The sequence below is a fragment of the Mycolicibacterium austroafricanum genome (assembly GCF_902705885.1).
GTDB lineage: Bacteria > Actinomycetota > Actinomycetes > Mycobacteriales > Mycobacteriaceae > Mycobacterium > Mycobacterium vanbaalenii_A.
In genome coordinates this window covers 13,075-37,143 of sequence record NZ_CACSIP010000015.1, presented here as the reverse complement: position 1 = coordinate 37,143, position 24,069 = coordinate 13,075, and the positions used below count along the sequence as shown (strand labels likewise).

General features: G+C 64.9%; 23 protein-coding genes and 1 pseudogene. 2 read left to right on the top strand and 22 right to left on the bottom strand.

What is annotated here, in order from left to right; translation table 11 throughout:
• Positions 1–202: 202 nt before the first annotated feature.
• Together BEMPMBAN_RS11870 and BEMPMBAN_RS11865 are read left to right on the top strand one after the other, a co-directional pair.
• Positions 203–1,759 carry a hypothetical protein gene (locus BEMPMBAN_RS11870; protein WP_159230581.1) on the top strand — a complete coding sequence of 519 codons (1,557 nt, stop codon included), beginning with the start codon at positions 203–205 and terminating at the stop codon, positions 1,757–1,759.
• A gap of 45 nt (positions 1,760–1,804) precedes the next feature.
• Positions 1,805–2,470, top strand: coding sequence for a YoaK family protein (locus tag BEMPMBAN_RS11865; RefSeq protein ID WP_159230580.1), 666 nt, complete (start codon positions 1,805–1,807; stop codon positions 2,468–2,470).
• Positions 2,471–2,480: 10 nt separating this feature from the next.
• On the opposite strand, the gene BEMPMBAN_RS11860 is transcribed toward BEMPMBAN_RS11865, so the two are convergent.
• From BEMPMBAN_RS11860 to BEMPMBAN_RS11755, 22 genes and pseudogenes are all read right to left on the bottom strand, one after another.
• Positions 2,481–3,359 carry a formylglycine-generating enzyme family protein gene (locus tag BEMPMBAN_RS11860; protein ID WP_159230579.1) on the bottom strand — a complete coding sequence of 293 codons (879 nt, stop codon included), beginning with the start codon at positions 3,357–3,359 and terminating at the stop codon, positions 2,481–2,483.
• 43 nt (positions 3,360–3,402) lie between these two features.
• Positions 3,403–4,968, bottom strand: a complete 1,566-nt coding sequence (locus tag BEMPMBAN_RS11855; RefSeq protein WP_272952236.1) for an Eco57I restriction-modification methylase domain-containing protein — start codon at positions 4,966–4,968, stop codon at positions 3,403–3,405.
• A gap of 664 nt (positions 4,969–5,632) precedes the next feature.
• Complete coding sequence (locus BEMPMBAN_RS11850) at positions 5,633–6,634, bottom strand: nucleotidyltransferase domain-containing protein (RefSeq protein WP_159230577.1); 1,002 nt, start codon at positions 6,632–6,634, stop codon at positions 5,633–5,635.
• An 86-nt stretch (positions 6,635–6,720) separates the two neighbouring features.
• Positions 6,721–6,837, bottom strand: a pseudogene (locus BEMPMBAN_RS11845) (SUMF1/EgtB/PvdO family nonheme iron enzyme); the annotation flags it as partial.
• 5 nt (positions 6,838–6,842) lie between these two features.
• Positions 6,843–7,538, bottom strand: a complete 696-nt coding sequence (locus BEMPMBAN_RS11840; RefSeq protein WP_159230576.1) for a hypothetical protein — start codon at positions 7,536–7,538, stop codon at positions 6,843–6,845.
• 5 nt (positions 7,539–7,543) lie between these two features.
• Positions 7,544–9,895, bottom strand: a complete 2,352-nt coding sequence (locus BEMPMBAN_RS11835) for an arylsulfatase (protein WP_159230575.1) — start codon at positions 9,893–9,895, stop codon at positions 7,544–7,546.
• 117 nt (positions 9,896–10,012) lie between these two features.
• Positions 10,013–11,665, bottom strand: a complete 1,653-nt coding sequence (locus BEMPMBAN_RS11830) for an ABC transporter (protein ID WP_200845954.1) — start codon at positions 11,663–11,665, stop codon at positions 10,013–10,015.
• Positions 11,666–11,694: 29 nt separating this feature from the next.
• Entirely contained in the window at positions 11,695–13,173 is a 1,479-nt protein-coding gene (locus BEMPMBAN_RS11825) for a glycosyltransferase (protein ID WP_159230574.1), read from the bottom strand.
• Positions 13,170–14,696 (bottom strand): hypothetical protein, encoded by a 1,527-nt coding sequence (locus tag BEMPMBAN_RS11820; RefSeq protein ID WP_200845952.1) that lies wholly within the window; start codon positions 14,694–14,696, stop codon positions 13,170–13,172. The genes BEMPMBAN_RS11825 and BEMPMBAN_RS11820 overlap by 4 nt, the downstream gene beginning before the upstream one ends.
• Positions 14,693–16,591 carry a hypothetical protein gene (locus tag BEMPMBAN_RS11815; protein WP_234897420.1) on the bottom strand — a complete coding sequence of 633 codons (1,899 nt, stop codon included), beginning with the start codon at positions 16,589–16,591 and terminating at the stop codon, positions 14,693–14,695. The genes BEMPMBAN_RS11820 and BEMPMBAN_RS11815 overlap by 4 nt, the downstream gene beginning before the upstream one ends.
• Before the next feature lie 169 nt (positions 16,592–16,760).
• A complete protein-coding gene (rpsQ, locus tag BEMPMBAN_RS11810; protein ID WP_159230572.1) occupies positions 16,761–17,072 on the bottom strand; it encodes a 30S ribosomal protein S17 in 312 nt (103 codons plus the stop codon).
• Positions 17,073–17,306, bottom strand: coding sequence for a 50S ribosomal protein L29 (rpmC, locus tag BEMPMBAN_RS11805; protein WP_159230571.1), 234 nt, complete (start codon positions 17,304–17,306; stop codon positions 17,073–17,075).
• Complete coding sequence (rplP, locus tag BEMPMBAN_RS11800) at positions 17,306–17,722, bottom strand: 50S ribosomal protein L16 (RefSeq protein WP_159230570.1); 417 nt, start codon at positions 17,720–17,722, stop codon at positions 17,306–17,308. The genes rpmC and rplP overlap by 1 nt, the downstream gene beginning before the upstream one ends.
• 3 nt (positions 17,723–17,725) lie before the next feature.
• On the bottom strand, positions 17,726–18,583 hold the full coding sequence (gene rpsC, locus BEMPMBAN_RS11795; protein WP_159230569.1) for a 30S ribosomal protein S3: 858 nt from the start codon (positions 18,581–18,583) through the stop codon (positions 17,726–17,728).
• Positions 18,583–19,083: a 50S ribosomal protein L22 gene (gene rplV, locus BEMPMBAN_RS11790; RefSeq protein WP_159230568.1), complete on the bottom strand. Its 501-nt coding sequence runs from the start codon at positions 19,081–19,083 to the stop codon at positions 18,583–18,585. The genes rpsC and rplV overlap by 1 nt, the downstream gene beginning before the upstream one ends.
• Positions 19,080–19,361 (bottom strand): 30S ribosomal protein S19, encoded by a 282-nt coding sequence (gene rpsS, locus BEMPMBAN_RS11785; protein ID WP_003892827.1) that lies wholly within the window; start codon positions 19,359–19,361, stop codon positions 19,080–19,082. Before rpsS ends, rplV begins: the two co-directional genes overlap by 4 nt.
• A 12-nt stretch (positions 19,362–19,373) precedes the next feature.
• Positions 19,374–20,210 (bottom strand): 50S ribosomal protein L2, encoded by an 837-nt coding sequence (rplB, locus tag BEMPMBAN_RS11780; RefSeq protein ID WP_159230567.1) that lies wholly within the window; start codon positions 20,208–20,210, stop codon positions 19,374–19,376.
• Between the two features lie 38 nt (positions 20,211–20,248).
• Entirely contained in the window at positions 20,249–20,551 is a 303-nt protein-coding gene (gene rplW / locus BEMPMBAN_RS11775; protein WP_159230566.1) for a 50S ribosomal protein L23, read from the bottom strand.
• Positions 20,551–21,198 carry a 50S ribosomal protein L4 gene (gene rplD / locus BEMPMBAN_RS11770; protein ID WP_159230565.1) on the bottom strand — a complete coding sequence of 216 codons (648 nt, stop codon included), beginning with the start codon at positions 21,196–21,198 and terminating at the stop codon, positions 20,551–20,553. Before rplD ends, rplW begins: the two co-directional genes overlap by 1 nt.
• Positions 21,199–21,200: 2 nt before the next feature.
• Entirely contained in the window at positions 21,201–21,854 is a 654-nt protein-coding gene (gene rplC / locus BEMPMBAN_RS11765; protein WP_159230564.1) for a 50S ribosomal protein L3, read from the bottom strand.
• 23 nt (positions 21,855–21,877) lie between these two features.
• A complete protein-coding gene (rpsJ, locus tag BEMPMBAN_RS11760) occupies positions 21,878–22,183 on the bottom strand; it encodes a 30S ribosomal protein S10 (protein ID WP_003883485.1) in 306 nt (101 codons plus the stop codon).
• A gap of 316 nt (positions 22,184–22,499) precedes the next feature.
• Positions 22,500–24,047, bottom strand: a complete 1,548-nt coding sequence (locus tag BEMPMBAN_RS11755; RefSeq protein ID WP_159230645.1) for a carboxylesterase/lipase family protein — start codon at positions 24,045–24,047, stop codon at positions 22,500–22,502.
• Positions 24,048–24,069: the final 22 nt, after the last annotated feature.

The window sequence follows — 24,069 nt, the reverse complement described above, 5'->3', positions numbered from 1 at the left end:
TGCACCGGGTGAGCGCGGTCACGACACGCGGATCGTTACGCAGACGAAACGCCCGGACACCTCGAGGACAAGCTCGGAGCACATTGCACATGCAGAGTTGTCCACCGGTGTGCACTCTGGTCGTTGACCCGGGCCGAGTGTGCGCCGAGCATTCCAGCATCAAACTGCACAGCCCACGAGCAGTTGCAACGAAAGACCGTTGATGGATACACAACTCAGCGCCGCACATTGGATATATCTGGCGGGCATCGTCGTCATCCTGATCACGATGGCGTTGCGCAAGAACATCGTCGTCCCGGCGGTCGCCGCGACGATGCTGACGGCGTGGGCTTTCTCCGGCAGCATCATCACCGGGCTGTCCTCGATCTTCAACGCCAGCCTGGTCGCCGCCCAGGAGCTGTTCAACATCTTCCTGATCATCGCGCTGGTCACCGCGATGCTCGGGGCGTTGCGCGAGATGGGCGCCGACCGGCTGATGGTGACCCCGTTCCGGCACGTCATGCGCGCGGGGACAAGCAGCTTCGTGGTGCTTGCGGTGGTCACCTTCGTGATCTCGCTGTTCTTCTGGCCGACGCCGGCGGTCCCGCTGGTGGGTGCGGTGCTGATCCCGGTGGCGATCCGCGCAGGGCTGAGTCCGCTGTCGGTCGGCATGGTGATCGCCATCGCCGGGCAGGGGATGGCGTTGTCCTCGGACTACATCATCAAAGTCGCCCCAGGCATCTCGGCGGCCGCCGCCGGCGTCGACACCGACAGCGTCGCCGACAAGTCGCTGGCGCTGTCGCTGATCGTCGGTGTCACCGCGTTGGTCATCACCTATGTGATGCAACGCCGGACCTGGCAGAAGCCGTCACCGGATTTGCTCGCCGCCTGGGAGAACAAGGCGGACAAGTTCGGCATCACCGGCAGCGGCGGGGACGCCCCCGAGGCGGACCCCGGCCCGACGGGAACTGGTGTGCCGGGCGGATCCTCGGTGACGGCCGGCCCGGGCCGCCCGGCCACGGGCACCGCCACGATGGAACTGGCGGCGCCGGAGGCACCGGAATCTCCGAAATCATTGGCCGCCAGAACTTTTGCGACAATAGTCCCCACCGCGTATCTGGTGTTCATCGTGTACTTGCTGCTGGGCAAGTTCACCTCGCTGGTTCCGCCGCTGCAAGGAGGCGACGCCGCCGGCATCGTCGGCGGTATCGCGGCGCTGCTGATGTTCGCCGCCTGTCTGACCAACGACAAGCGTGACTTCCTGGAGAGTTCGTCCGCCCACATCGTCGATGGGCTGGTGTTCGCCTTCAAGGCGATGGGCATCGTGCTGCCTATCGCGGGCTTCTTCTTCATCGGCAACGGCGATTTCTCCGGCCCCATCATGGGCCTGCCCGATGATGTGGCCGGACCCGCCTTCCTGTTCGACCTCATCAACGTGGCGCAGTCCCACATCACGCCCAATCCCATCGTGCTCGCCTTCGGCGTCCTCCTGGTCGGAATCGTTGCGGGACTGGATGGTTCGGGTTTCAGCGGGTTGCCGTTGACGGGGTCGCTGGCTGGTGCGCTGGGTCCCGCCGTCGACATGGATCCCGCCACCCTGGCCGCCATCGGCCAGATGGGGAACATCTGGTCCGGCGGTGGCACGCTGGTGGCGTGGTCGTCGCTGATCGCGGTTGCCGGCTTCGCCCGCGTCCCCGTTCTGACGCTGGCGCGCAAGTGCTTCCTTCCGGTGATGGCCGGACTGATCCTGAGCACCGTGTTCGCGATCCTGGTGTTCTGACCCGTGGGGCACCAATTCGCTCGGCCGCGAATCGCTTTGGCGTCGATGGTGGCCCTGACGTTCGTCACCGGCGTGGTCGACGCTGTCGGCTTTCTCGGCCTGGACCGGGTGTTCACCGGCAACATGACCGGCAACATCGTCATCCTCGGGATGGGCGTCGCCGGGGCCGACGACCTTCCGGTGCTGGGTCCGGCGATTGCACTGGCCGGGTTCACCGCCGCGGCATGGGTCGCCGGCCTGGTTTTGCGGGGCATGCCGCCGGGGTGGCAGGTGCGGATCACCACGCTGCTGGGTATCGGCGGGCTGGTGCTCGCCGGGTTGGCGATCGCCGCGCTGGCCGACCCGCTGCCCGGAGCGCAGGGCCAGATCGTGTTCGCCACCGCCACCGCCGCGGTGATGGGACAGCAGGCGATGGTGGCCCGCGCGCTGGCCGTACGGGACATGACCACTGTCGTGGTCACGTCCACGCTGGCCGGCCTGGCCGGTGAGACCTGGGTTCAGGGTTACCCGGGGGCGTTGTTCAACCGCAGGCTGGTGGCGATCGTGGTGATATTCCTCGGCGCGGTGGCCGGCGCACTGTTGCTGAAAGTCCACCTCGCCGTACCGCTGGCGTTGGCGTCCGCGGTGACGTTTGCGGTCGTGCTCGTCGGGCACCGCACGCTTCGCGAACCCGCGAAACCGGCGCGCGCACGCCCGCTCAACGTCCGTTAGCGCGCCGAATTCACCCGTCGGCCACGCAGCGGAACCCGATGTGCGTCGTCGCGGTGTCCTGGCTCTGCGGGGAGCGCGCAGCGGGCCGGTACCGGTGGCAGTACTCCGGGGCGCACAGGTGCGAACCGCCTTTGAGTGCCTGGCTGATCGAGGGGTCGGGAGCCTGCGGTCCGCAGCAGGCCGCGGCGGGGGCGCCCAGCCGATGGCGACCGGTGAAGCGGGTGGTCGTCCATTCCCACACGTTGCCGATCATGTCGACGAGCCCGTAGCCGTTCGGCGGGAACACCCCGACGGACGAGGTGCCCGCCCACCCGAGTGCGCCGTCGTTGCGGTACGGAAACCGGCCCTGCCAGGTGTTGGCCATCAGCCGTCCCCCGGGGGCGGCCTCGTCACCCCACGGATAGGTCGTCGTCGCCCCGCCGCGCGCTGCGAACTCCCACTCCGCTTCGCTCGGCAGGCGACGGCCGGCCCATCGGGCATAGGCCACCGCGTCGGTGTAACACACCTGCACCACCGGATGCTCGGACCTGCCCTCGATGGAGCTTTCCGGGCCGGACGGATGTCGCCAGTTCGCGCCGGGTATCCAGTCCCACCACTGCCGCCAGTCACGCAGGTCCACCGGGCCGCTGGTGGCCCGGAACACCAGCGCCCCGGGCACCAGGTCCGCCGCGGCCGCGCCGGGGAACAGCGCGGGGTCGGGTGCGATCTCGGCGACCGTGCGATAGCCCGTCTCCGACACGAAGGCGCCGAACTGCGCGTTGGTCACCGGGTGCCGCTCGATCGCAAACGGCGTGACGGTGACGGTGTGCACCGGCGCCTCTTCGGGATAGAACTGCGTCGACCCCATCCGGAACGACCCGCCGTCCAGCGCAACGAGTTCGGTGAGCATGTCGTTCAGCGTAGGCCGACCTCGAAATCCCCGGTGAATCGCTTCAGGTCAAAGCCTCAATCAGGCCCAATGGAACTACCGCAAGTGACAAGTCTCGCAATTCGCGGGGCTCTAGCTTTATAAGACCGCCAGAGTACTCGCGCCCGTTCGCCTTAAGTGCCGTATTGCCAACGGACCGAAGCGCGTCGAGTAGCAAAAGTTCATTTGCCACGGAAGCCGCTAGCCAAGTTTCTACTCCGGCCAGCGGGTAGAGGCAGAGATAGTTGTTCAACGCCACCGCGTTGCTGCGGTTGAGGCGGAACCTCTTGCCGACACTGTTCTGCCTGGCCATGTAGGTAAAAACGAAACGTGGCGGCCTATTAGCTTCTTGACGATAGAAAGGCTTGCGACGCCGCACTAGTTCCCGGTCCCCAACCTCCATCTCGATTTCCTTTAGATATTCCGCAAAGAAAGGGGCTTCAGCTGCTATCTCGGCCATATGAGCATCACAATCGATCAACCAGGAGAAAGGAATGTTTCCCGGATTTCCCTGATTATCTGCTTCAATGACTCCACTCGGGATCAGGAAAGCTTTTGGAAGTACGGGTTTTCGCCATCTGGCCGGTATCTGCAGCGCATCGACTAACTCTTGCGAAATGACAAAGAATCGGTTTGCCCCTGTCGCGATACCGCGCCGTACGACGAATAGATCGCCGATCGTAACCAGAGTCTTTGTCCCCACCGGCTGCAAAGAACTCTGGAATATGCGTTGCCATTTTCCTTCTGCATTCAGGTCCCGCCACGGCACAGAAACGCGTTCGACCGGTGACATCAGCGTGCCCCCCTGTGTAAACGCAACACTTCCGGTCGACTGTGGATGTGATTTCCGATAGAGCACCACACAGGAAGACACTCGAGCATTCGAAAACTGCGATGGACCACCGTACACATGGACCCGAATGAGATCAACCTTCTCAAGCAAGTACTTTCTGAGCACCTGCCCATACCGCGTAAACATGAATTCAGTAGGCAGAAGCCACATAGCTACACCTCCGGCCTCCAGCCAGGTGTGGGCAGCGAAAATAAAATATACGTATAGGTCGCTTCTTGCGTCGGGGACTAGACCGACTTTGCCCCCAGAAGCAGATCTCCAATGAGAAACTCTGGCTGCATCCAGCCCTTGTGAGCGTACATACGGCGGATTCGCAATGACGAGATTTCGCTTCTGCGCTAGCCAAGCACCATTCACATCCCCAGCGTCACCCAGTATCCTCTCGACAAAATCGTCGGAGTTCACTTCGAGGCCGATGTGGCGCCAACGCTCAGCGGTAAGTGCCGAACGCCGTTCGTCGGCCTCAACCCCAATAGCCGAACGTATGTCCCCCCTATTGAATTCCCCGACTAGTGCTGCGACGAATATTCCAGAGCCGACTGCCGGATCTCCAAAGTCAATGGGGTAACTTTGGCTTGGCAAAAGCGCATGCGCGCATGCAACCATGTCACTCGCTATTTCTGGAGGCGTTATGTACAGACCATTCCGCCGGTGATCACGATTAACGGCCTCCCGTGGCTTTAAGACCCCCGAGTCCCGAATCAAATCGAAAAAAGACCATAGCTCACCTTGAGCCATCGGTGGAGTTCGTCCATGATTGTGTACGATTCCTTTGCCAACTTCAGGGCTGCTTGGCATGACCATAGAATGGAGTTCATAACAGGTCAGCCTGAGCAATTCTAGCCTGACGTCATCGCCTATCCGAAGAAGTGATTCAGCCTTAATGTCTCCATTGGTTACGCGTCCGAGAAGCTGTCGCGCGGCGGGAGTCAGCCTGGGAAGTGTGTTCCCAGCTGCATCCGCTATCTTGCGTATTGGCTCTACATGAGAAGGCGGGAGTTTAACTTCTAGATGCCAATCAAATGTACACAACAACAGGTAAGCTTTTTCCGCGAATTGAGAAGGACGCCCATCATAGAGTGTAAGATGAAATACGCTATCAGGAAAATCCGGCTTGTAGGACAATCTTTCTAGCTGTTCAGACTCACATCGTACGAATAGGGTCGATAAGCCTTCCGCATTCGAAGGCGCATCGAAGGTGTCCGGCCCTGACAGATAGATGCGATCAAGCCATACCTGGTCATACAATTCTTCAGCGAACTCTGGCAACTCGCGCCGTGCGTAGCGGACCGTGACATGAGGTCTGGACCTTGATCGTGGCTGACAGATCCTTCTCATCAACTCAAACGCAGGCGCCGCGATATTATCACCGAGGTAGAGAACGTAGGCACCGCGAGGCACCCTATATCACCAGGTACCTTAGTAGGCGATTACTATCGGCACTATCCCGCGATTCACCGATAGCAGAGATGAGGTCGAACATTGCATCTCCGTAGTTATTGGCGCGCTCGAAGCGTTCGCTACGGTGCTTTTTGTCTTCGAAGCCGCTACGTAGCTGTTCTTCAGTTTGTGCCGTTTGCTCCAGAAACCAGGAATATTGATCGAGCACTGCACGTACTTTTTCCGCAACCTGCGGCAGCGACACACGAACGGCATCTAGACGTTCCCGAGGCGTTCGCTGCACAATCTGCAATATTTGCTCCTCCGAGGGCGAATTTTCGAGACTCGCGAGCGCCGCAATCGTCGCAAAGCACGTCGTCATCCGGCTGTACTTTAGCTTGAAATTTCGAACCTTCTGCTTATTTTTCTGTATTTCGTGTTCTGGTGGCTGATTCCGCTTGTGCTCGTAATTTAGCAGCAGCGTTTTCCAAAAGCGGCCAATGTCATTGATCAAAAACCACGGTTCAAATGTAGCTTGGTGGTCTGGGTAGTCACGATAATACGCTGAGACGACACGCCGCTGAACGTCGTCAAAAATTCCGTCGCCCACCAAACACTTGCTTTCCAGCAATAGCAGCATTCTCAAAGTAAACAGATTTAAGCTGTCATCGGCCGGACTACCCATATGCTCGAGAATTGAACTGCATTCACGGGTGCACAAGTACTGGCCATCGTTCGAGAAAGCAGGGAAGCCCATATTATTAGCAGTCTCGATAACAGCCGAGAACAATCTGATTTCATCGATATTGCTCCGCGAACTAGCTCCGTCCGGATCTCCATATACAAAGAACAGGTCGATGTCGGAATATTCACTTGCTTCCATTCGTGCGTATGAGCCTGCGCAGAATACGGTGAGGCCTGGTAGCGCGCTAGTCTCGGGTCGGCTGCTCAACCGTCGTCTCAATTCCTCGACCCTCAGCGCCGAGTATGTCGCACGCTGGGCAAATATTTCTGGCTCAACCACGAGCCAATCATAACTGTGACGGCGGCAATACTGCCGAGCCACTGGTGTGCCCTTGCTAGCACAGACAACGGTGTCGATCGGTCAACTCTTCGAGTAGCAAACGGCGCGACGGTGACGGTGTGCACCGGCGCCTCTTCGGGATGGAACTGCGTCGACCCCATCCGGAACGACCCGCCGTCCAGCGCAACGAGTTCGGTGAGCATGTCGTTCAGCGTAGGCCGACCTCGAAATCCCCGGTCAGCAGCGCCGCCGCCTCCTCGAACCCGGGAGCACCGGACGGCGCCTCGACGTGAACGGCGATCAGGTAGTCCCGCGCCGGAGCAGGCACGTGCACGATCCGATCCTCGTACTGCACGGTCTGGGTCCCGTCCGACAGGATTCCCATCAGCCGCTGGCCGCTGAAGCCACACAGGTCACCGGGCAGGATGCTGACCGTGGTGATCACGGAGCCTTCGGTGAGCGCGTCGGTGTATTCGCGGAACGCGGCGGCCGGATCGAGCGGTGTCGGGGCGATCGTGACGGTCGCCGACATCCCTGCAACTCCCTGCAATCGCGCGCCCTCGGGATCCCCGCCCCCCGCCGACATCGACCATCCCTGCGGCACCCCCACGGTCGCCGTGGGCGCCGCGGGGTCGGAGATCTGCGCGACGGTCCTGACCGGGGGCAGGTCGGCCGGTGCGCAGACCGAGACTGCGGGTGCCGGCCTCTGCGTCGTCGGCACGACCCCCGGCTCCGGGTCCTGTTGCCCAGGGTCGGCGGGCGCCGTCTCGGTGGTGGTCGGCACCTCAGAGGCGGCGGAGAGCTCAGAGCTCGCGACGGTCGGCACCCCGTCGCCGGCGCGTGTGCACCCCGCCGCGACCACGGTGGCGCACACCAGCAGCACCGCGACAGAAGTGCGGATCATCTGGATCAGTCTCGGGCGAATGCGCGGGCGAACTCCCGCTCCAGATCGGTGTAGGGCGCGCCGGAGACGTCGACGCGCACCTGCGCGAGCGTGCCGCCGGTGAACGGGAACGGCGCCCGGTAGGCCTGCGAAACCGGCTGTCCGAGATTGCGTCCCGCGCTGACGCCGCCACCGGCGAGACCGAAGGTGAACGGGTGGGATTTCACCTCCGGCAGGGAGGCGACCGCGGCGCCGTCGATGTAGAGGGTCGCCTCGCCCACCGGGGTGTGGCTTCCTTCGACCGTTCCCGTGCGGACGTAGCCCACACCCAGGATGTGAACGCCCAGCGGCACCGGGTCGGGCGAAGCCACCCGCTGCTCCTCCTCGCCGAAGAAGTTGTAGACGAACTGCAGCCGCCCGTCGTCGATGAAGAGCACGTAGCCGCCGTGCCCGGCGCCCTGTTTGAACAGCACACCGCCGACATCGGGACTGTCCACCGACACCTCGGCGAGCACGGAGAAGGAACGTCCCTGGATCTCTACGCAGCCTCCGACCGACACCGGCGCGGTGTCCGGGTAGTAGATGTAGCTCGAGCGGTCACCGGCCAGTGACGGCCGCCAGCGGCCGATCATCTCGAAGACACCGAGATCGGACAGCGGCAGGCCGTTGTACTTGGTGGCCTCGGCCAGCCACAGCTCCTGCATCTCGGCCAGCTTTTCGGGGTGCTCGGCTGCCAGGTCGTGACACTGGCTCCGGTCGGAGTCGATGTGGTAGAGCTCCCAGCGGTCTTTGTCGAAATTCGACCAGCCGGACGGAGCGGCGGGATGGACCGCGTTGGCGAACCATCCTCTGTGCCAGATGCCCCGGGTACCGAGCATCGTGTAGAACTGGGTCTCCTTGCCTGTCGGTGCTGCCGGATCATCTAGGGCCACTTTGAAACTCATCCCGTCGAGCGGCTTCTGCGGGACGCTTCGGACGGTTGCCGGCGGGGTGATCTGCAGGAGGTCGTACACCGTAGGGGTTATGTCGCAGACGTTGACGTAGTTGTCGCGGATCTCGCCGTGCGCGCGAATCCCGTTGGGCCAGGAGATGATCGCCGCATCGGCGATACCGCCCTCGTGAGAGGCGTAACGCTTGTAGAGCTTGTACGGCGTGTTGAAGGCCATCGCCCACCCGATGGGATAGTGGCCGTAGGTGCTCGGGCCACCGAGATCGTCGAAGAACCGCATGCTCTCCTCGACGGTGTCGATGTAGCCGTTGAAGAACTTTCCCTCGTTGACCGATCCGTTGGGTCCGCCCTCACCGCTGGCGCCGTTGTCGCTGATGACCACGATGATCGTGTTGTCCAGCTGACCGGTCTCCTCCAGATGGTCCAGGATCCGGCCGATCTGGGCGTCGGTGTAGGACAGGAATCCGGCGAATACCTCGGCCATCCGGGCGAACAGCCGCTTCTCGTCGTCGTCGAGCGAATCCCAGGGGCGCACCGTGTCTCCGGCGGGCCATGGTTCGCCGTTGGGCCCACTGACGTCCGAATACGGGTTGACTGAGGATAATTCGGTGTCGGGCGGAATGATGCCGAGGCTCTTCTGGTTCTCCAGGACGATTTCCCGGTAACGCTCGTATCCCATGTCGAACTTGCCCGCGTAGCGGTCGGCCCATTCCTTGAACACGTGGTGCGGCGCGTGCCCGGCGCCGGGGCACACGTACGAGAACCATGGTTTGTCCGGGGCGATCATCGTCGAGTCGCGAATGAACTCGATTGTCTTGTCAGCGAGGTCCTTGGAGAAGTGGTAGCCCTCTTCGGGGGTCGCGGGCGCTTCGACGGAGTGACTGTCGTGGATCAGCTCGGGGTACCACTGATCGGTCTCGCCGCCCATGAAGCCGTAGAATCGCTCGAAGCCACGCGACAGCGGCCAGTGCTTCCTGGTGGCTGCGAGGTTGGACTCCTCGATGGGTGTCAGGTGCCACTTGCCCACGCAGTACGTGTTGTAACCATTCTCGGCGAGCACCTCGGAGATCAGCGCGGTGTCGTCGGGGATCCGGCCGTTGATGCCGGGGAAACCCTCGGTGAATTCTTCCACCATCGCCATACCCACCGTTGTCGCGTTGCGACCGGTCAACAGCGAGGCTCTGGTCGGCGAGCACAGGGCGGTGGTGTGGAACTGCGAGAGCCGCACGCCACGTTCCGCAATCCGGCTCATTGTGGGCATCTCGACGAGCCCGCCGAAGCAGTCCCAGGTCGCGATGCCGACGTCGTCCCACACCAGGTACAGCACGTTGGGCGCATCCGGTTGTGCCTTCGGCGCCGCGTAGGGTCCCCAGTCGGGTTCGGAGTCACGGATGTCGAGTTCGATCTTGCCGTTGAATTCCGTCGCCATGGCTCCGGAGGGTACTCGATTGCGGTCCAGTTGGCCGCGAAACCGTCGACGACTGAATCGATCTGCGCGTCACCCACCGGTGCACCGCGACCAGGTCGCATAGCAGCAGACCGGCGGCTACTGAGCTCCGGGGGGCGGCTCGTTCACCCGATAGAGACGCCAATTGGGCTGACTGTCACCGTCATTGGGTATCTCGAGTTCCAGGGTGGCGATGTCGGCACCCGTCTCGTACAGCGTCGGGTAGCGCAGATTCAGCGCGTCGGAGACCCCTCGCCCCTCCGGTGGGACGGCCAGCAGGTATCGGACACCGCCCGCCGCCGGGTCGTTGAGCAGCGCCGTGAAATCGGGGTCCGAAGGAATCACGAATGTCGTCGACAGAGGCGAGGCGGCCAGTATCGCGAACCCGTACACGGTGTCGGTGATCACCGAACCTTCGGGCAGGGCAAGGCTGTCCAGGTAGTCGGCGATCCTGCGTTCGGTCGAGAAGCTCGCCGCGATGCGGCGTTCGAGTGCCTTGCGTTCGGTGACGTTGTCGGGGTCAGGCGCCAGCACCGCGCCGAGCGCGTATTCCTGCGGCGCGTAATTCGGCATCCCCATCCCCCATGCCGTGACCGGCACGCTGACGGCAAGGAGAAGCGCCACCGGTGCGAACGCCGCGCGCGACCGTCGACGTGGGCGAGGCGGGACCGGTGCCGGTGCGTACCTGCCGCGTCTCTTGGGCGCTGCCGCGACCCCCTCGGGGACCGCGAGCATGGCCAGACAAGCCGTCAATGGCACCGCGATGATGAAGAACCGCAGGAACGGAAATGTCGCGCCGGACGCGTAGCTCAATGCCTGGAAGGCCAGCGCGGCGCCGTAGATCGACAGCGGCGCCAACACCACGACCAGGCCGGGCCTGCCCCATCTGCCCGATACACACCACAACGCGATCGGCACCAGCGTCGGCGCCAGCAGCGCAACACAGACGGCCGCGAACCCCAGACCGGCTCCGAAATCGACCGGGCCCTGCCCGGACTGCTCCAGGATCGCGGCGTTCCCGTACTGCGAGGTGAACTGCGCGAACGCCTCCCCGGTGATCAACCAGCTGACCGCCGCCCAGCCGAGAAAGGTCGCCGCTCCCGGCCCGCTGACCAGCAAGGTGTCCAGCAGCGCCCGCCGCACCCGAGGCGCCGGCCGAGCCCTGCGATAGGTGGTCACGCCGACCAGCACCCCTGCGGCCGCGACGCACGCCACCGCGTCATAGCGGGTCAGGTAGGCCAGCCCCATCGCGATGCCTCCAGCGGTGACCAGATGGTGCACGTCGTCGTCGACCATCCACATCATCAGCCTGCGGACCGCCCACGACATGAAGAAGATGAACGGCGCCTCACTCATGCCGTTGGCGCCGTAGAACACGATCATCGGGTTGAGCGCAAAGATCGCCGTGATGGTCACCGCGTAGCTGCGTGGCAGCCCCCGGTCCAGACCCATGCCGAGGATCTGGACAGCCGCCCCCGCCATGAAGACCGCCGACATCAGCGTGCCCGAGAAGGCCCGCTCGGCCATCTCCGGCCAGATCGGGGCCAGCGTGAGCATCGGTATCTGCAGCATGGCCGATAGCGGCGTGAAGATGAAGCCGATCGCCGCCAAGTGCGGGTCGCGGCTGAACAACACGGACTGCGCAGCGGCCACCCGGGACAGCGCGTCGCCCAGGATGAAGCCGTGGCGCACCTGCAACCAGTAACCGACCCCGACGTAGATCGCGAACGCCACGAAGCACACCGCGACCATCAGCCGCCGCCGGGATGGGCCGCGAGTCGTCAAGACCCACCCTCCGCCTCGGCTGGTTTCTCGGAGAGGCCGTGGAATGTCTTCTCCCAGTAGGACGGATTACGCACCATCTGGTAGCAGCCCTTGGCTGCGGCGACACTCATCATCAGCCAGAACGCCGGCACCGTCAGACCGGCGACCAGCAGGTCTGAGCGGTCGTCCTCACGCAGGGCGATCAGGTTCATGTACAGCGTCGCCGCGTTGCCCAGCACCAGGGCGACCAGCGCCGGAAAGTAGATGTAGTTCGGAAACACATCTTCCACCACTGAGGGCTGGCCGAGGAACCACACCAGGGTGATCAACCAGAACACCAGATTCAGCACCGCGATGATCGGGGTGCCGGCCAGCACCAGCGTGAACCGCACGAAGCTGCGCGGCCCGAGGATGCGGTACAGCTTTACGGGTCGGCGGATGTGTACCAGCCAGGTCTGCAGATAGCCCTTGTACCAGCGCGACCGCTGGCGGACCCAGTTGATCGGGTCGCTGTTGGCCTCTTCGAGGGTGTGCGAGTCGATCACCGCCGTGCGGTAGCCGTTCGCGGCGATACGCAGGCCGAGGTCGGCGTCCTCGGTGACGTTGAACGGATCCCATGCGCCTATCTCATCGAGGACTTCGCGGCGGAGATGATTCGACGTGCCGCCCAACGGGATCGGAGATGTCGACCCCATCATGCCGGGTAACAGATACCCGAACCACAGGCCGTACTCGGCGGTGAACCAGCCGGCCAAGATGTTCTGGTGTCCGTTGTGGTACACCAGTTTCGCTTGGATGCAGGCGACGTCGCCGGAGAGGTCACGGAAGGCCGCGACCACCCGCCGCAACTGCAGCGGTTCGGGAATGTCCTCGGCGTCGAAGATCGTCACGATCTCGCCGGTCGCGAAGTACAGCCCGTAGTTGCACGCCTTCGGTTTGGTGCGCGGTTCCGCCGGTGGCACCAACAGGATGGTGATCGCGTCAGATTCTGCACACCCCTGGGCGGCTGCGATCGTCACCTCGTCGTCCGCTTCGAGCAACAGCAACACCTGCAGCTTGTCGCGCGGGTACTCGAGGTTGGCCATCGCACCGATGAGATCGCCGACCACCTCCGGTTCGTTATAGGCGGGCACCAAGATCGTGTACGGCGGCAGTTCGCAGCCCGGTATAGACCGTGCCCTTTCATCAGGAATGACGATGGCCCGCGATGCCAGGCCCTGCCGAAAGATGAGCACCCGGTCGGTCATCGTGGCCAGATACGCCGCGGTGCACAGGCCGATGAGAACCACGGCGGTGGCCAGCAGGTCCCAAATAGCACATGCGATAACGAGCACCAACAACGACCACAGCACCACGCGTTGCCAGCGGGTGACCGGAATCGAAGCGGAACGCAACGGATCGTCGTCGCGCAGGCCGTCGATCGCGCGTCGTAGCGCGTACTCCCGGTCCGCCGGCGACGTCGCGTCGAGCACCGGCCTCCTGCGGGACGCGCTCATGGCGCTGGACCGGATTGTGCGGCGACCAGAGCACGCCCGAACTGGGAAAGCATGTCGGCATCCTTGAACGAAGGAGTGCGTTGGTCGAGTACTTCGTTGCCGCGGAACAACAGCGTGATCAACGTCCTCAGGGTGGGAAAGAGATTCTGCGTGGGTTGGGGAAATGGGGCATCTGGATCGTGATTGTCGACAGCAAAGATCGTCACGCGTTGAGCGAGGTCTTCATCACCCCAGTTGAATTGCATCGAGTTCCACGTCACCAGCAATTGGTCGTCGACCACCGATATCAGGCTTCCAATCACTCCCATCCCTAGGTCCACCTCGCGGATCTCGCTGATCCGGGCCGAGGTCAGGCCGTAGAGCACCCGCGATGGATATGTCCCGAGCGAAAACGGTCGTTGACTGACTGTGCTGTCCACGACAACTGTTCTGGGGCTGCCCATTTTGTCCCATCGCGGATTGCCGACGTCGGCGGTCATCCGCTGCCTCACCAGCACAGCATCAGGGCCGTAGAGGCGGTTGACCGGGGTGCGGGTGATCGCCGCGGAAGTCATCCAGCCCGGCGGTGCGACCGGGGGCGTCCCCGACACCAACGGATACCCGCTCGGCCGTTCGAAGATCGCGGCGTTGGGTGAGATCGGCAGCGGGAACGTCGCCAACACCAGCGCAGCGGCGGTCACAAGCGGAACACCGGCCCACACTTGTTTTGCGGCTAGAGGCTCGACCTTGCGTTCGAGCACGCGTTTGGGCTTCCCGCGCCGGGAGAGAAAGAACATCGCCAGGCCCACAACGCAAATGGCAGATAGCGCTGGTATCTGTTGATAGACCCGCATTGGGACAGTCGGAAGAAATATCGCGACCACTGCAAGTATGGCGAAGCCGACTGCCCACGCCGCCGCCGACGCCAATGCGCCACGGCGGTAGGAAGGTCCACCGGCGATACCGGCGCCAAGACCGGCGATCAACAGTGTCGCCGCCCCCGCAGCCACCTTTCCGCCGCCGAGCGAGATCACCGCGAGGTAGTAGGGCAGCGAGAAAACCAACAGCAGCATGGCCCATACCCAGGAGAACCTGATTACTGGGCGTAGGCCGAACAGCACCACCGCCGAAGCGACCACGAACAGCCACATCGCGACCAGATCGAGTCGCAGTAGGTAGAAGTACAGCGCATACCTCGGCAGCAGGACGCCCTGGATCAACAGTGCCAGACCGAGTCCGATGATGCCGACGATGATGTCAGTCTGGCGGTCATGGATCGGCAACTCCGTGCGGTTGCGACGCGCGATGGCCGACGCGACCAGAACCGCGGCAGTGGGCACTGTCCACACGTAGCCGCCGATACTGTCATTGCGGGTGACCTCAACCAGGCTTGCGATGCTGCGGTGAAACGCGACGGCGGTGAGTGTGACCATAAGCGCCCAGCGCAGAATCAGCCTGTAGGTGGGGTGTACCTCGTAGTAGCGCTGCAGCACAGTCGGCGGTTCGACCATTTTGGCGGGCGCGTCGATCTCATCCGCTGTCATTGTCGATGGCGGGGTCGCTTGGTGCGCACCAGGATCGCCACCAATGCCAATAGGACCAGCACCGTCAACGCAGCTCCGGCCGCCCAGAACCACCACGGCCGATCCGTCGGGGTCGCCGCCTGCGGCTCGGCGGCCACATCGACGTCGGTCCCGAAGACGACGGGCTGCCGCCCCGGCGCCGATATCAGCGCGGTGCCGTCGAGAGTGGCCCACCTCTCGACGTTGCCGCCGAGCCAGCCCAGCAGCCCGTCGAGTTGGTCGGGCGCGTCGTTCGACATCGCCACCAGCACAGTGCGCCGTCCGTCCTGGACGACCTGCAATGCGCCGAACCCCAGCGCCGGGTTGAGCGTCAGCGTCGTGGTCTCGTCCGGCGCATCGGCGCGTTCCACGGTCAGCTGACCGTCCGCTTCGGCGCTGACCGGCAGGGTGATCCGGTCATCGGCCCATCCGGCGGCACTGACGATGACCGCGGGGCCGACGGCGGCGACAGCGTCGCTCACCGGCATCACCTCGGTGTCGATCGGCAGCGCGCTGAGCCGCTGCAACCCGGTCATGAGCGCGACCGCGCGTCTGGTGTCGTCGAATCCGCCGTCGATGCCCACCGCGGCGCGTGGCATCAGCGACTGCGGTATCGATTGGAAGCCACCGGGCGCCGGCGGCTCGGCGGGGCTGCTGAGCACGGGACTGTCACCGTCGATGGTCAGCGTCAGGGGCTGGAACTCGCCGCAGCGCCCGGTGTCTCCCGCGATGTCGAGACGCAGACCGAGAGAGGTGTAGCGCTGCAGGAGACGATCGGGCACGTCCACCCAGCGGTCGACGGTTCCTGACGCATCGGCGGGCCACCGGTCGATGGCCTCACCCGCGATCGAGGCCACCAGTTGCCCGCCGATGGCTTCGGGCAACGGTGTGTAGGACCCGCGCAGGTGCACCCGCACGGCGTGTGCCGCCCGCCCCAACCGGGTCTGGTCCAGGCCGATACTGACCTGCGGTGACAGTGCGGTGGCATTCACCCCCGACTGCCCGAGGCGACGCAGGGTGGTCTGGTCGCCCGGCAACTGAGGCGTCGAACTCAGCGGTCCGGCAACGGCTTTGGATGTCAACGCGAGGCGGTTGAGGTCGCTGGTGAGCAGCCGGCTTTGATTGGCCAGCTCCTCGGGGGGACCGGCTACCAGCAGTGCGGGCACCCCATCGCCGGTCATCAGCGAGACGCCGGTGTCGGCGCTCTCCCGCACGACGATGTGCCGTTGCAGCGGCGCGGACGGCTCCGTGGGACCGGCCCGTCCTTCTGCCAGCGGCGCGAGCACGATGTCGGGATTCTGGGTCCCGTAGTACGCAGCGACGGCCGTCGCCAGGCGTACCGCCGCATCCGACTCCGCCCGGGTCGGGTTGTCGTCGACGAAGATGATGAGTTGACGCAGCACCGGCGGCAGGAAGTCGGCGACCGCGGCGGGGGCCTGTTCGACGCCGGCGAAGCTGACCCTCCCGTCGGCCAACCTCAGCGGGTTGGTCGGATCCAGGCAATAGCCGTCGACCGGAAGGAGATAGCTGCGCAGCGTCACGCTCACCGAATTGTCCACGATCTCGGCGCCGGTGAGCGGGATGACGATCGGCGCCCGGTCCCCGGGCGGGATGTCGACACGGGCCAGGGTGCGGTCCTCCTGCATCACGGTGATCGTCGCGCTCCGCACATTGACCGGGAGTTGCGTGATCGCATCGAGCGCGACGGGTTCCAACCCCGGGGGCACCGGGATGTTCAGGATCTCGGTGCCCTGGATTCCGTAAAAGGCCAGATTGGACAGTGCTCCGAGCTGCCCCAACGGAAGGACGGGAGCGACGACGACGCCACCGACGTCGGGCGGCTGACTTCTTGCCGCGGGAGACACCAGCAAAGACATCAGCGAAAGGGCTACGAGCAATCTCGCCGAGGTTGCAGCAGATCGTTTCATTGCAGGTCAGAGTAACGGTATAGGTGGCTCCGCAAACTCTATTGACACAACCACACAAAAGCCCCCGGCCGCCTGTAGAGGCGAGCGGGGGCTCTGCGTGTGCCGGTGAGGCGCTGGGTTACTTCGCCTTCTCGAGGATCTCGACGAGGCGCCAGCGCTTGGTCGCGGACAGCGGCCGAGTCTCCATCAACGAAACGCGGTCGCCGACACCGGCATCGCCGTTCTCGTCATGGGCCTTGACCTTCGTGGTGGTCCGGATGATCTTGCCGTAGAGCGGGTGGCTCTTGCGCGATTCCAGTTCGACCACGATGGTCTTCTGCATCTTGTCGCTGACCACATAGCCGATGGCGGTCTTGCGCCGGCCGCGCGGCTTGTCGGCGGGCGGGGTCCGCTTCGGACCCGGCGTCCCTGTTTCGGTCTTCTCAGCCATTTACGAATCCCCACTTCCGGGTCCGGCGGCCAGACCCAATTCACGTTCGCGCAGCACGGTGTACACGCGTGCGATCTCCTGCCGCACGACACGCAGCCTGCGGTTGTTGGTGAGCTGCCCGGTCGCCATCTGGAAGCGCAGGTTGAACAGCTCTTCCTTGGACTCGCGCAGCTTGTCGGTCAGTTCGTTGTCGGTGAGCTCGCGCAGTTCGCCGGTCGTGGTTCCGACTGCCATCAGAACTGCTCCTCTCTGGTGACGATGCGTGCCTTGATCGGCAGCTTGTGGATCGCGCGGGTCAACGCTTCCCTGGCGATCTTCTCGTCCGGGTAGCTCAGCTCGAACAGGATCCGGCCGGGCTTGACGTTGGCGACCCACCACTCCGGCGAACCCTTGCCGGAACCCATTCGGGTTTCGGCCGGCTTCTTGGTCAGCGGACGGTCCGGGAAGATGTTGATCCACACCTTGCCGCCACGCTTGATGTGCCGGTTGATGGCGATACGCGCGGACTCGATCTGGCGGTTGGTGATGTAGGCATGGCCGAGGGCCTGGATGCCGTAGTCACCGAAGCTCACCGAGGTCCCGCCGCTGGCGATGCCGCGCTGCCGCGGGTGGTGCTGCTTACGGTGCTTGACCTTGCGGGGAATGAGCATTGCCTAGCTCCCTGAATCCTGTGTAGTGCTCTCAGCTGCTGCGGGCGCCTCGGCGGGGGCAGCCTCGGTGGTGGCCGGCGCCGGAGCCTCTTCCGAGGTGGCGGCGCGACCGGCGTCGGTGCTCGTGGCGGTGGTGCCCGAGGCGCCACTACGACGCGGGCGGGTGCCCGACGGACGCTCGCGGCGCGGGCGGTCCGCTCCGGCGGGGGCCGAGGCGATCTGCTCGCGTTTGCCACCGACGATGTCGCCCTTGTAGATCCACACCTTGACGCCGATCCGGCCGAACGTGGTCTTAGCCTCGTAGAGGCCGTAGTCGATGTCGGCGCGCAGCGTGTGCAGCGGCACCCGGCCTTCGCGGTAGAACTCCGAGCGGCTCATCTCGGCACCGCCGAGGCGGCCCGAGCACTGCACCCGGATGCCCTTGACGTTCGGCTGACGCATCGCGGACTGGATCGCCTTACGCATCGCGCGGCGGAACGCCACGCGGTTGCTGAGCTGTTCGGCGACACCCTGGGCCACCAGCTGCGCCACCGACTCGGGGTTCTTCACCTCGAGGATGTTGAGCTGGACCTGCTTCTTGGTCAGCTTCTCCAGGTCGCCACGAATACGGTCGGCCTCGGTGCCGCGGCGACCGATCACGATCCCCGGACGGGCGGTGTGGATGTCCACGCGAACACGGTCACGAGTGCGCTCGATCTCCACGTCGGCGATCCCGGCGCGCTCCAGCCCGGTGGACAGCAGCTTGCGGATGGCCACATCTTCCTTGATGTAGTCGGCGTACTGCTTGTCGGCGTACCAGCGGGACTTCCAGTCGGTGGTGATACCGAGCCGGAAGCCGTGCGGGTTGATCTTCTGGCCCACTACTGCGAGCCTCCCTTCGCTTCGCTAGAAGCCTCAGTAGGAGCTGCCTTCTTCGAGGTCGACGCGGCCTTGCTGCCCTGCGCGCGCCGCGACCGGCTGGAGGACGCAGACGCCTTGGCGCCCTTGTCCTTCGGCGGGCGGCTCTCGACGATCACGGTGATGTGGCTGGTGCGCTTGCGGATCCGGAACGCACGGCCCTGGGCACGCGGCCGGATGCGCTTGGCGGTGGGGCCCTCGTCGGCATGGATGGTCGCGACCACCAGGGTGGTCGGATCCAGGCCGTCGTTGTTCTGCGCGTTGGCCGCGGCGCTGGCGATCACCTTGGCGACCGGATCACTGGCCGACTGCGGTGCCCACCGCAGGATGTCGAGGGCTTCCTCGACGCTCTTGCCGCGGACCAGATCGATGACGCGCCGCGCCTTGCTGGCCGAGACGCGGACGAACCGGGCCTTCGCCTGTGCTGACGGGTACTCGAGCGGAGTCTTTGTCGGAGTGCTCATCGCCTCTTGCTCTTCCGGTCATCCTTGATGTGACCCTTGAAGGTGCGGGTGGGTGCGAACTCGCCCAGCTTGTGTCCGACCATCGCCTCGGTGACGAACACCGGGACATGCTTGCGACCGTCGTGGACGGCGAAGGTGTGCCCGATGAAGTCCGGGATGATGGTGGAGCGGCGGGACCAGGTCTTGATGACCTGCTTGGTGTTCTTCTCGTTCTGGACGTCGACCTTCTTCAGGAGATGGTCGTCGACGAACGGGCCCTTCTTCAGGCTGCGTGGCATCGCTGAATTCTCCTAGCGCTTCTTGCCGGTGCGCCGGCGGCGGACGATGAGCTTGTCGCTCTGCTTCTTGGGCTTGCGGGTGCGGCCCTCGGGCTTGCCCCACGGGCTGACCGGGTGGCGACCGCCGGAGGTCTTACCCTCACCACCACCGTGCGGGTGGTCGACGGGGTTCATCACGACACCACGGACGGTGGGGCGCTTGCCCTTCCAGCGCATCCGGCCGGCCTTACCCCAGTTGATGTTGGCCTGCTCGGCGTTGCCGACCTCGCCGACGGTGGCGCGGCAGCGCACGTCGACGCGACGGATCTCGCCGGACGGCATACGCAGCGAGGCGTAGCTGCCCTCCTTGCCGAGCAGCTGGATGCTGACACCGGCCGAACGGGCGAGCTTGGCGCCACCACCGGGCCGCAACTCCACGGCGTGGATCACGGTGCCCGCCGGGATGTTGCGCAGCGGCAGGTTGTTTCCGGGCTTGATGTCGGCGTTGGCGCCCGACTCGACGACCGCGCCCTGCTTGAGACCGGCCGGGGCGATGATGTAGCGCTTCTCACCGTCGAGGAAGTGCAGCAGCGCGATGTTCGCGGTGCGGTTCGGGTCGTACTCGATGTGCGCGACCTTGGCGTTGACGCCGTCCTTGTCGTGGCGGCGGAAGTCGATCACGCGGTAGGCACGCTTGTGGCCACCACCCTTGTGACGAGTGGTGATCCGGCCGTGCGCGTTGCGACCGCCCTTGCCGTGCAGCGGGCGAACCAGCGACTTCTCCGGGTGATCGCGGGTGATCTCGGCGAAGTCTGAGACGCTGGAGCCGCGCCGACCCGGGGTCGTCGGCTTGTACTTGCGAATAGCCATGGCTTTTTAAGTCTCTCTAATCTCTTGCCTCTGGCCGGTCAGGCCGGCGCTCCGAACAGGTCGATCGGCTTACTGCCCGCGGCCAGGGTGACGATCGCGCGCTTGGTGGCTTTGCGCTGGCCGTAGCCGGCGCGGGTGCGCTTGCGCTTGCCCTGGCGATTGGCGGTGTTCACCGAATCGACCTTGACCTTGAAGATCTTCTCGATGGCGATCTTGATCTGGGTCTTGTTCGAATCGGGCGCCACGATGAACGTGTAGACGTTGTCCTCGATCAACCCGTACGACTTCTCGGAGATGACCGGGGCCAAGATGATGTCGCGGGGGTCGGTGACGGTAGCCATCAGGCCGAAACCTCCTCATTGGTGTTCGCGGCGATGTAGGCGTTGAGAGCCTCCACGCTGAACACCACGTCGTCTGCGTTGAGCACGTCGTAGGTGTTGAGCTGATCCGGCGAGATCACGTGCACGCCAGGAAGATTGCGCACACTCTTGGTGCCGACCTCGTCAGCGCGACCGATGACGACGAGCACCTTGGTGTTCTCGGTCAGCGTCGACAGGAAGCCCTTGGCGCTCTTGGTCGAGGGCACCTGACCGGCCACCAGCTCGGTGATCGCGTGGATCCGGTCATTGCGGGCCCGATCGGAGAGCGCTCCGCGCAGTGCGGCGGCGATCATCTTCTTCGGGGTGCGCTGGCTGTAGTCGCGCGGCTGCGGGCCGTGCACAACACCACCGCCGGCGAACTGCGGCGCCCTGGTCGAACCCTGACGAGCCCGGCCGGTGCCCTTCTGGCGGTACGGCTTCTTGCCGCCGCCACGGACCTCGCCGCGCGTCTTGGTCGAGTGCGTGCCCTGACGCTTGGCGGCCAGCTGCGCGGTGACGACCTGATGCATCAGAGCGATGTTGGGCTCGATGTCGAACAGAGCGGCGGGCAGCTCGACGCTGCCGTCCGTCTTGCCGTCCGGCGTCTTCACTGTGATTTTGAGTGTCATTGTTACTTCTCGCCTCGCTTGATTGCGCTGCGGACAACCACCAGTCCACCGTTGCGCCCGGGGATGGCGCCCTTGATCAACAGGACGCCCTTCTCGGCGTCGACCTTGTGCACCTTGAGGTTCTGCGTGGTGACGCGGTCGCTACCCATCCGGCCCGACATGCGGGTGCCCTTGAACACCCGGCCGGGGGTGGCGCAGCCACCGATGGAGCCCGGCCGACGGTGCACTGCCTGGGCGCCGTGGCTGGCGCCCTGGCCCTTGAAGCCGTGACGCTTCATGGTGCCGGCGAACCCCTTGCCCTTCGAGGTGCCGGTGACGTCGACGTAGGTGCCGTCGGCGAAGATCTCCGCGGTCAGCTCCTGGCCGACCTCGTACTCGCCGGCCGCCGCCTCATCGTCGAGCCGGAACTCGGCGAGATGACGACGCGGGTTCACTCCCGCGGCGGCGTACTGACCGGTGACCGGCTTGTTCACCTTGCGGGGGCTGATCTCGCCGTAGGCGAGCTGCACGGCGCTGTAGCCGTCGCGCTCGGGGGTGCGGATGCGGGTCACCACGTTGGGGCCGGCCTTGACGACCGTGACTGGGACGACCTTGTTGTTCTCGTCGAACACCTGCGTCATGCCCAGCTTGGTGCCCAGAATGCCTTTGCGTGCCATGTTCTGGATATCTCCTGGGATGCCTATTGGATATTGACGTCGACGCTGGCCGGAAGATCGATGCGCATCAAGGCGTCGACCGTCTTCGGCGTGGGATCGAGGATGTCGATCAACCGCTTGTGGGTGCGCATCTCGAAGTGCTCCCGCGAGTCCTTGTACTTGTGCGGGGACCGGATGACGCAATACACGTTCTTCTCGGTCGGCAGCGGCACCGGGCCGACCACGCTGGCTCCCGTCCGGGTGACCGTCTCGACGATCTTGCGCGCTGAGGCATCGATCGCCTCATGGTCGTAGGCCTTCAGCCTGATGCGGATCTTTTGTCCCGCCACGCTTCTCCTACCTCACTACTAACGGACCCGAACTCGGGCCTGGCTGTGCCGCCGCTGTTTACCTGTCTGTGGTCCACCGACCCCCGCGGTCGGGTGTGTCGCCCGCACGCACACTCGTTCGCGTCGGAAAACCCGTCACGATCGAGGTTGGGACCGGATGCGCCCGTGAGGGCGCTGGTCGCATGCCCGGCCAGGCGAACCCGGCTCAAGGCAACCCGAACAGTATGCCTGACGACCCTGGCCTGCTCCAAATCTCCGCGGCAGGCCGTTTCTCGCGGGCCGCCTGCGCACAAAAACCGGGCCTGAGGTGCCCAACCTACTTCAGACCGTCCCAGAACGGGCACTGGTGGATCTGGGCGAAGTCGTCGAACACCCTGATGTCGCCGGGCGCCAGCGACAGCCGCTGCCGCGGGACGGGGCCTTCCCCGAGCGCCGGCCACTCGGGCGACCCGGCGCGGTGGGGCGCGCCGGTCCTGACGAACTCGCTCCAGTAGTCGATCATCTGGTCCGACAGTGCCTGCTGAGCGGGGTCGAGTTCCGGCGCGTTCCCGACGTCGAACAGATACTGCAGCTCCAACGAATGACTGGCCCCGACCGGGAACGGCAGCGTCGCGAAGGGCTCCGGCGCAGGCGCCTGCCGGTCGTTGAACTCGTAGGCGTACACCGGACCGTGCCGTGCCAGGTCGGCACCGATGCGCTCGTCCACGCAGGCGAAGACGCCGTCGGTCACCGCCGCCGAGTAGGCCAGCGGCGCACTGCCGCCGTACCGGTCCAGCGGGTAGCGCTGCGCCACCGCGTCGGCGTTGGGGCCGAACGTCTCGGCCAGGACGTCGGGATACCCGGCGGGCAGGAGTTCTCTCCCACGCAGGTGCTCCAGTGCCATGAACAGCGTGAACTCATCGCGGGTGGTGCCGATCGCGATGGGCACCCGCGCCGCGTCACCGTCGGCGAACGTCGCCATCGGATCCGTCGGCAGCACTGCGCTCCCGGTGACCGGTCCGCTCAGCGCGTCGTCACCGATGCGGAAGTACCGCACCGGTTCTCGCAACTTGTCGGCGGGCAGCGCGCGCAGGCATCCGGCCGCCGCGGCCGGGTCGGCGCACCCAACTTCCCGCGCATAGTCGATGCTGATGCGCTCTGCCTCCGGCAGCGCGACCTGGGCCTGACAGGGTCCGCTCTGAATGATGGCCGCGTCGAACAGCCCCTCCGAACCCGGGGCCACCAGGTGGTCGCACACCGACATGCCACCGGCGGACTGCCCCGCCACGGTGACCTTGCCGGGGTCACCGCCGAACTGCGCGATGTTGTCGCGCACCCACCGCAGGGCGGCCTGTTGGTCGGACAACCCGTAGTTGCCCACCGCGCCGGCGGGACCGAGCGCCGGGTGCGCCAGAAAGCCCATCGTGCCCAGTCGGTAGTTGAGGGTGACGACCACGATGCCGCCGCGCGCGACGAGGTGCTGCGCGTCGTAGACCGAACCGCTTCCGTTGACAAAGGCACCGCCGTGGATCCACACCATCACCGGCCGCGGCGGCGGCGGGTCCGAGTCGACCGCGGGCGTCCAGACATGCAGGTTGAGGCAGTCCTCGTCGGTCTGGCGCCCCAGCTCGACGCCGCCGTCGAGGTCCTGCAGACATCGGGGGCCGAACGCGGTGGCGTCCCGTACCCCGTCCCACGTCGGCGCCGGCTGCGGCGGTTGCCAGCGGAGTGCCCCGACGGGCGGCGCGGCGTACGGAATCCCGGCGAAGAGGCGATGGTCGCGTCCGACGACGCCGCGCACGGTCCCCGACGCGATCTGCACCAGCGACGGATCGGCGGATGTCGACGCCGGTTCGTCCCACCCCCGGGCGCACCCGGCGGCCATCGTCGCGGCCACCAGGACACAC

Bases quoted from the DNA above. Each gene is read 5' to 3' on its own strand.
- rplD (WP_159230565.1), bottom strand. From the start codon at position 21,198: ATGACACTCAAAATCACAGTGAAGACGCCGGACGGCAAGACGGACGGC.
- rplB (WP_159230567.1), bottom strand. From the start codon at position 20,210: ATGGCTATTCGCAAGTACAAGCCGACGACCCCGGGTCGGCGCGGCTCC.
- BEMPMBAN_RS11755 (WP_159230645.1), bottom strand. From the start codon at position 24,047: ATGGCCGCCGGGTGCGCCCGGGGGTGGGACGAACCGGCGTCGACATCC.
- rpsS (WP_003892827.1), bottom strand. From the start codon at position 19,361: ATGCCACGCAGCCTGAAGAAGGGCCCGTTCGTCGACGACCATCTCCTG.
- BEMPMBAN_RS11870 (WP_159230581.1), top strand. From the start codon at position 203: ATGGATACACAACTCAGCGCCGCACATTGGATATATCTGGCGGGCATC.
- rplP (WP_159230570.1), bottom strand. From the start codon at position 17,722: ATGCTCATTCCCCGCAAGGTCAAGCACCGTAAGCAGCACCACCCGCGG.
- BEMPMBAN_RS11830 (WP_200845954.1), bottom strand. From the start codon at position 11,665: ATGGTCGCGGTGTGCTTCGTGGCGTTCGCGATCTACGTCGGGGTCGGT.
- BEMPMBAN_RS11855 (WP_272952236.1), bottom strand. From the start codon at position 4,968: ATGGCTCAAGGTGAGCTATGGTCTTTTTTCGATTTGATTCGGGACTCG.
- BEMPMBAN_RS11835 (WP_159230575.1), bottom strand. From the start codon at position 9,895: ATGGCGACGGAATTCAACGGCAAGATCGAACTCGACATCCGTGACTCC.
- rplW (WP_159230566.1), bottom strand. From the start codon at position 20,551: ATGGCTACCGTCACCGACCCCCGCGACATCATCTTGGCCCCGGTCATC.
- rplC (WP_159230564.1), bottom strand. From the start codon at position 21,854: ATGGCACGCAAAGGCATTCTGGGCACCAAGCTGGGCATGACGCAGGTG.
- BEMPMBAN_RS11865 (WP_159230580.1), top strand. From the start codon at position 1,805: ATGGTGGCCCTGACGTTCGTCACCGGCGTGGTCGACGCTGTCGGCTTT.
- BEMPMBAN_RS11825 (WP_159230574.1), bottom strand. From the start codon at position 13,173: ATGAGCGCGTCCCGCAGGAGGCCGGTGCTCGACGCGACGTCGCCGGCG.
- BEMPMBAN_RS11820 (WP_200845952.1), bottom strand. From the start codon at position 14,696: ATGACAGCGGATGAGATCGACGCGCCCGCCAAAATGGTCGAACCGCCG.
- BEMPMBAN_RS11840 (WP_159230576.1), bottom strand. From the start codon at position 7,538: ATGATCCGCACTTCTGTCGCGGTGCTGCTGGTGTGCGCCACCGTGGTC.
- BEMPMBAN_RS11860 (WP_159230579.1), bottom strand. From the start codon at position 3,359: ATGCTCACCGAACTCGTTGCGCTGGACGGCGGGTCGTTCCGGATGGGG.
- rpsQ (WP_159230572.1), bottom strand. From the start codon at position 17,072: ATGGCTGAGAAGACCGAAACAGGGACGCCGGGTCCGAAGCGGACCCCG.
- rplV (WP_159230568.1), bottom strand. From the start codon at position 19,083: ATGAGCACTCCGACAAAGACTCCGCTCGAGTACCCGTCAGCACAGGCG.
- BEMPMBAN_RS11815 (WP_234897420.1), bottom strand. From the start codon at position 16,591: ATGTCTTTGCTGGTGTCTCCCGCGGCAAGAAGTCAGCCGCCCGACGTC.
- rpmC (WP_159230571.1), bottom strand. From the start codon at position 17,306: ATGGCAGTCGGAACCACGACCGGCGAACTGCGCGAGCTCACCGACAAC.